This is a genomic window from Microbacterium sp. CBA3102 (assembly GCF_007954505.1).
Taxonomy (GTDB): domain Bacteria; phylum Actinomycetota; class Actinomycetes; order Actinomycetales; family Microbacteriaceae; genus Microbacterium; species Microbacterium aurugineum.
Genome location: NZ_CP042412.1, coordinates 3,879,750 through 3,886,003, shown reverse-complemented (window position 1 = coordinate 3,886,003; position 6,254 = coordinate 3,879,750). Strand labels below are relative to the sequence as shown.

Here is a 6,254-nt window from a genome sequence, read left to right as displayed (position 1 = left end):
GATCACGTTCTGATGGACGTGTCAGCAGCAATCGTCGCGAAGTCTGATCAGCTCAACGCGATCGACCTCGTAGGCCGTGATGTCACGGTCACCATCGTTGACGTGAAACCGGGGCCAGCAGATCAACCCGTGCACATCATCACCGATGCGTACGGACCATCACGCCCCTGGAAGCCATCGAAGACAGCACTCAGGGACATCGTTCAGGTGTGGGGGACAGAGGCGACCGTGTGGGTTGGTCGCCGGCTCACACTGTTCAACGATCCCGAGGTGCTGTGGGCTGGGCAACCAGTCGGAGGGATCAGGATTCGCGCCATGAGTCACATCGAGAAAGCATTCGAAGCGAAACACGTCATCACCCGCGGCAAGACCAAAAAGGTGATGATCCAACCACTCGGAGACGCACCTGCGCCGACACCATCGAACGGTGACGACATCACGCGTGCTCTCAACGCCATCGATACCGCGGCCGATGTCACCAAGCTCGACGCGATCGAGAAGCACGCAGCATCACTCGGCATCGACCAGACACCCGAGATTCAGGGTGCGCTCATCACCAAGCGTGCCGAACTCGAAGGCCCACTATGAGAGGGGGATCGACGTGCCGAAAGAATACGGCCAGCTCAGACACGACATCTGGTCCGACGACGACTGGCTGAACCTCACCGTACCCGCACAACACCTCTACATGGTGTTGCTGTCCGACCCCACGCTGAACTACTGCGGGGTCGCATCCTGGCATGTCGGAAGGATGGCACAAAGGTCGGCGGAGAACACGCCACAAGCGACCCTCCTCGCTGCTTCCGAACTCTCAGACGCCCACTTCATTGTGATCGACGAGATGACCGAAGAGGTGATGATCCGCTCCTACCTGAAGCACGACCCGATCCTCAAAAACCCTCGACTGTCGGTGACGATGGCGAAGGAATACGGGGTAATCGGGTCGCGAAAGATCAGGGCGGCACTCGTCTACGAACTCCAACGACTGCAGAAGTCTAACGACGACTGGCCGGCATGGGAGAAGCCGCAAGTGAAGACGATCCTGAAGCAGAACGCGATCAGCGCGAAGACGATGGAAACCGATCTTCCAATGGCGGGACAGGCGTACTTCCTCACCGATTTACCCAGTGGTTTACCCAGCGATTAACCCAGCGGTTTCGCCGAACCTACCCCAGCGGTTTACCAGCCGCCTACAACTAGCAACGTGCAACAAGCAACACGCAACCCGCTACGAATCTAAAGATTCTCTGCTCTTCGGAGCAAAGAGTTATCCACAGGCCACTACCTCCAAGCAGAACGGGTAGTGGCCTTTCCCATTAACGGAGACACCCATGAACGGACAATCCATGTGCAGGGAGGCCATGCCCAACGGTCACCGTTGCGGACTCCTGCACGGACACCACGGCCCCCACCAGTGCTGCAGCATCCACACGCCCCGGGGCCAGCGATGAGCCTCGACGCGTACATCCAGGCGTGTGAAGAACGATTCGCGGCCGACACGAAGTACCGGCGCCGGCTTCAACGGGAACTGTTCAACACCGACGCCCACCAGTCCATCCAACGCACGCTCGAGGCCGCACGCTTCGACGCCGCAATCAGGAGAACGGCATGAACGCTGACATCATCACCGACACCACCTACCCGCACGGGACGATCGAGGGCTTCAAGGGCGGGTGCACAACGAACCACTGCCCATCCGAAGTGTCCTGCGCCACCGTCCACACCCGATATGTGGGCGACTACGCATTCAACCGGCAGATGAAAGCCGGGATGACACCACTCGAGATCGTCACCATCGAACAGGAACGGGCACGGGAAGCCCTGGAAGCCGCACAGGAGGCCGCGAAACAAGCCAAAGCGACACGTACCGCCCAGACCCGCGAAGAGGCCCGCAAACGCCACAACGCCGCCCGCCGTGGACGCCGCGAACGAGCACGGTCCACCATCCGCAAAGGCGACGGCACACCCACCACCACACTGCAGGTCGAAATCCACCGCCTCCACGGCCAAGGACTCACCGACTCGCAGATAGCCGAACACATGGGGAAGACACGCACCCAGATCAAAGGTGTCAGACACTACCTGAACCTCACCCCCAACCCAGCCCCCGCAACCACGGGGGCTTCTTCATGAACACCGTCGCTGTTGATCACTTCGCAGGCGTCGGCTGGGGAGTCGCGGCGCACCGTCTGGACATCCGAGAGTACGGAGTAGACAACGCGGGAAGCCTGATCCGCATCCGGTCCGCGAACAGCATGAGAACGATCTACCGCGACGTCTGGTCCGGACTATTCCATCCCTGGCTTGTTCCCAACCATCGGCTCTACATCGCGTCCCCGCCGTGCCAGACGTTCAGTATGGCCGGGCACGGTGAGGGCAGGGCAGCTCTGGATGACGTGCTTACCGCGATCGACGAGGAGCGGTGGAAGGACGCAGCAAGCCTCCACGGGCTCACAGAACACATGGACCCACGTACCGCGCTAGTGCTGACCCCCCTCGCGCACATCTGGGCTCACCGCCCTGAACTCGTCGCACTGGAGCAGGTGCCCGAGGTGCTGCCGGTATGGCATGCCATTGCGCGAGTCCTCCGCACGTTCGGCTACTCCGTGTGGGCGGGCATCCTCCGCGCCGAACAGTACGGGGTGCCGCAGACCCGGAAGAGAGCGATTCTCATGGCACGACTTGACGGGAAGGTCTCACCACCCGCCCCGACACACTCCCGCTACTATTCCACCGAACCGACGATTCTCGACCCTGGCGTCAAGAAGTGGGTGTCGATGGCGGAAGCGCTCGGGTTCGATGGCGCGGGGCGCGTGTTGCGTTCGAACTACTCAGATGGATCGACAGGCGAGCTGGGAGAGCGTGACGGCGATGAGCCTTCGCCGACCCTGACGAGCAAGGCCGACCGGATGAAGTGGGTCGCACGCAAGGCAATGGGATCAGGGATGGTGAAGCGCCACGGCGAGCGGCCGGGAAGATCGCTCGATCAGCCTGCGTTCACGATCCGGGGCAACGCTGGCGGCATGGAGCCGGGCAGTTTCGTGTTTCGTGAGGAGCTTCGAGACTGGGAGTGGCTCGACGCTCCGGCGACAACGGTGGCGGGCGATCCGCGCATCACCGCCCGCGAGCACCACGAGCACGGCGAGCAATCGGGAACGTCGCTGCGACTGACCTACCTGGAGGCAGCCGCACTGCAGTCATTTCCGAACGACATGGCGTGGCCCGGAAACCAGGGAGAGAGGTTCCTCGCGATCGGCAACGCCGTTCCTCCGCTGCTTGCCCAAGCGGTGCTGTCAGCGCTCCTTGCGCCCGCAGGTGAGCGCGATGCCTGGGATCACGTATTTGCGGAGGTGGCCGGATGACCTGGACTCTCGAGCTCCCGTACGAACGCCCGCCCAAGGGGCTCCACGCGAACGACCGATGCCACTGGCGGGTGAAAGCCCGATCGGCACAGGAGGTCCGTGAACGCGTCGCTGTGCTGTGCAGGGTGGCGAAGATCCCGAAACTGCAACGCGTCTCGATCCAGGTCGTGTGGGTGGTCCCGACGCGTCACAAGCGGGACGAGGACGGCCCAGACCCGTTCTGCAAGGTCATCTACGACGCCATCGGAAGTGACCGTGGAGTGTCCGCCCGCATCGTCCATGACGACACCAGGGAGTTCATGGACAAACCCCGGCTCGTCATCGAACACCAACCCGGTGAACTCGCCCACTTTCGTGTCGAAATCACCGACATCTCCAACCCGTTCCGATCCGACGAACTGGATCAACTCACGAAGGAAAGACTCACATGAGCACCCAGAACTACCACCACGTCGAACTGAAGATCGAGAGCGGAGAACTGCACCGCGGGTTCACCTGCACCGCACCCGAAGACGCACCGTGCCGGAGCCGCCCCAAGGACACGCTGCTTGAGTCTTGGAGCAGCGAAGAGGCAACCGAGACCGGGCACCAGTGCTGGGCGGTCGAGTGGGTCGAGGCGGTTGGCATCGAGGACTCCATCCGCAGCTACCCGGACCGGATCCTCGCCAGCGTCGCCGTCGACATCTCGTACGAAGAGGGCGTCAACATCGAACCCATCACCCCTGACCTCACCCCGTCCGAACTTGCCGTGGTTACCCGGTTCGGTATCCACGAAGACCAGGAGGACAAATCATGACCGACAACACCGACCGGGAGAAACTGATCTGGGAAGCCGCGAAAGCGATGCACGGCGACGACATCGACAAGGGGCGTGCGGGCGACGACTATACGTCCATGAATCTGGAGACGCTGGACTGGTATCGAGACAACGCTCGTGCCGCTCTGGCCGTGTTCGAGAAGGCGCACACCCCAACCGACGACGAGCGGGAAGCATGGCGGGATGAAGCTATTCGCCGGTACCCGCACGCTGAGGTCGCGAAGTACATGCGTCAGGCGTTGCAGAACGCGTTCATCGAGGGAGCGAAGTTCGCTACTGGCTTCCGTCGTACCGAGGTACCAGAGCCGAGCACCGAGCCGGACGCGCTGTGCGGTGACTGGCCAGCGCCATGCAACTGCGATGATCCCGTGACGCACGATGGTTCGGTTCCCGCGTCGATTGTTCAGAGCGAACGGGCCGAACCGTCCGACGCGCAGGTGCAGGCGGCTTGTCGAGCATGGTCGGCCAACGCACACCTCCGCGCCGGGGAGGCCATGCGTGCCGCTCTGTCTGCTGCATCCTCCGTCACCAAGGGAGAGAACCGACATGGCTGAGCCCACGCTCTTTCATGAGATCGAGTACGTCATGTGCGCGTGCGGGCACGTCGCCCTCGATCACGCAGGCGAAGACCGTTCGCCACGCAACGGTGGGTGCTTCGCCACAGGATCAGGGTTCCCCTGGAGCCCAGTACCGAAGTGTGGGTGTACGCGAAATGCCAGTGACGTGCTCGCCACCCCACGCGAGAACCGAGAGGAACAGAACCGATGAAGCTCAGCGAAGTCCCCGACGAGATCGACATCGTGCGATGGAAGTCGGATGACCGTGAGCCCTGGCGCTATCACTACGCCGTACGCGTCCGCGAAGGCGCAGGAGTCTACTGGCATTCCACTGTGGGCGCGCAGCTCTATCGCGACCCGGAAACGGCGCTCCGTGTCACGTCCTACATTCGCAACACCTCGCCAGGTCACTCCGACGAGGTTGAGCCGCTTGTGTTGCTCCACGAGCTCCCCGATACGTGCTGCGGGGCATGCCCACGCATCCTGAACGGCGGATACGACTGCACCTGCGAGCACAACCCTCGTTGCCCGAAGTACGTGGCACCAGCACTACGGAAGCGGATCGCCCGTGCGCTGGACCGCTGGTTCGGCCTAGTCGAGCAGGAAGAGGAAGTAAACCGATGAGCGAACAGACGATGGTGGAGCGAATCAATGCACTAGGAGAGTACGACGGCACCGCCGACCCACGCGAGATCATCCGGGACGTGTGGAAGGTCGCATCAACACTCCTACGAGGTGAAGGCGGTGAATACTGCGCTTGTCAGACGTACCCGTGTGAGTGCGTCATGCGGTTCATGGACGACCTGGCCGAGTGTGTCACTACGCGACACCCAGGAAGCCGAGCAGATGCCGAAACCCCGATCGAGAAAGGGCAGGTAGGAGCGGTGAGCAAGCTTCGCACATGGATCGCTGACGAGATCTCGTCTATTCAGGTCGGGTCCGGCTATGAGTCGACGACGATCGGTATCACTGCGGCACTCGAAGCCGCTGATGCCCTGATCGCTGCTGGTGTCGTAACCGAAGAACCCGACTGGGAGTACGGGATATACGATCCCGCCACGAACGATGTCGACACTTGCGGAACTGATCGTGTGACACATGAGAGCTTCACGGGTGTGCGATGGGAAGAGACCGGTGAGTACATCGTGCGCCGCCGAGTCGCTGGACCATGGCTCCCAGTACAGCAGGAAGGAGAAAAGTGATGGCCCTCTGGAACTACGGGCACAAGCACGGCTGGTTCGCGTGGCACCCCGTTCGGACGTGCTGCGGCTGGATCTGGCTGCGAAAGGTTAGTCGCTACCGCGTGTACCTCGGGGCGTCGATGCCTGGGGCTGCTGAGTGGTGGGGCTACGACCACCCCGACTGCCACATCGAAGAGCGAATGGCCCGTGCGCTGTCCGGCGTACAGCAGGAAGGAAGAGAGGAATGAGGATCTCGAACCGACTCCGAGCAATCCGATCCGCCGACAAGCGGTACATAGAGGACATGCGCTACGGCGACGGCAACTCGATCAGCGCA

The 6,254-nt window shown here is 62.0% G+C and carries 11 protein-coding genes; all 11 read left to right on the top strand.

Annotation, left to right across the window (positions count from 1 at the left end; genetic code table 11):
* Positions 1–588, top strand: a 588-nt coding sequence (locus FGL91_RS18815) for a hypothetical protein (protein WP_227991761.1), incomplete at its 5' end; no start/stop codon positions are given.
* Entirely contained in the window at positions 563–1,147 is a 585-nt protein-coding gene (locus FGL91_RS18810) for a hypothetical protein (protein ID WP_153244633.1), read from the top strand. The genes FGL91_RS18815 and FGL91_RS18810, both read left to right, overlap by 26 nt.
* 300 nt (positions 1,148–1,447) lie before the next feature.
* Positions 1,448–1,612, top strand: coding sequence for a hypothetical protein (locus FGL91_RS18805; RefSeq protein WP_153244632.1), 165 nt, complete (start codon positions 1,448–1,450; stop codon positions 1,610–1,612).
* The gene (locus FGL91_RS18800) at positions 1,609–2,133 is read left to right on the top strand and encodes a hypothetical protein (RefSeq protein ID WP_153244631.1); all 525 of its coding nucleotides are present in this window, start codon (positions 1,609–1,611) and stop codon (positions 2,131–2,133) included. The genes FGL91_RS18805 and FGL91_RS18800 overlap by 4 nt, the downstream gene beginning before the upstream one ends.
* Complete coding sequence (locus FGL91_RS18795) at positions 2,130–3,362, top strand: DNA cytosine methyltransferase (RefSeq protein WP_153244630.1); 1,233 nt, start codon at positions 2,130–2,132, stop codon at positions 3,360–3,362. The genes FGL91_RS18800 and FGL91_RS18795 overlap by 4 nt, the downstream gene beginning before the upstream one ends.
* On the top strand, positions 3,359–3,793 hold the full coding sequence (locus tag FGL91_RS18790; protein ID WP_153244629.1) for a hypothetical protein: 435 nt from the start codon (positions 3,359–3,361) through the stop codon (positions 3,791–3,793). The genes FGL91_RS18795 and FGL91_RS18790 overlap by 4 nt, the downstream gene beginning before the upstream one ends.
* Positions 3,790–4,158, top strand: coding sequence for a hypothetical protein (locus FGL91_RS18785; protein ID WP_153244628.1), 369 nt, complete (start codon positions 3,790–3,792; stop codon positions 4,156–4,158). The genes FGL91_RS18790 and FGL91_RS18785 overlap by 4 nt, the downstream gene beginning before the upstream one ends.
* A complete protein-coding gene (locus tag FGL91_RS18780; protein WP_153244627.1) occupies positions 4,155–4,733 on the top strand; it encodes a hypothetical protein in 579 nt (192 codons plus the stop codon). Before FGL91_RS18785 ends, FGL91_RS18780 begins: the two co-directional genes overlap by 4 nt.
* Before the next feature lie 210 nt (positions 4,734–4,943).
* Positions 4,944–5,360 (top strand): hypothetical protein, encoded by a 417-nt coding sequence (locus FGL91_RS18775; RefSeq protein ID WP_153244626.1) that lies wholly within the window; start codon positions 4,944–4,946, stop codon positions 5,358–5,360.
* A complete protein-coding gene (locus tag FGL91_RS18770; RefSeq protein WP_153244625.1) occupies positions 5,357–5,938 on the top strand; it encodes a hypothetical protein in 582 nt (193 codons plus the stop codon). Before FGL91_RS18775 ends, FGL91_RS18770 begins: the two co-directional genes overlap by 4 nt.
* Entirely contained in the window at positions 5,938–6,165 is a 228-nt protein-coding gene (locus FGL91_RS18765; RefSeq protein ID WP_153244624.1) for a hypothetical protein, read from the top strand. Before FGL91_RS18770 ends, FGL91_RS18765 begins: the two co-directional genes overlap by 1 nt.
* Positions 6,166–6,254: the final 89 nt, after the last annotated feature.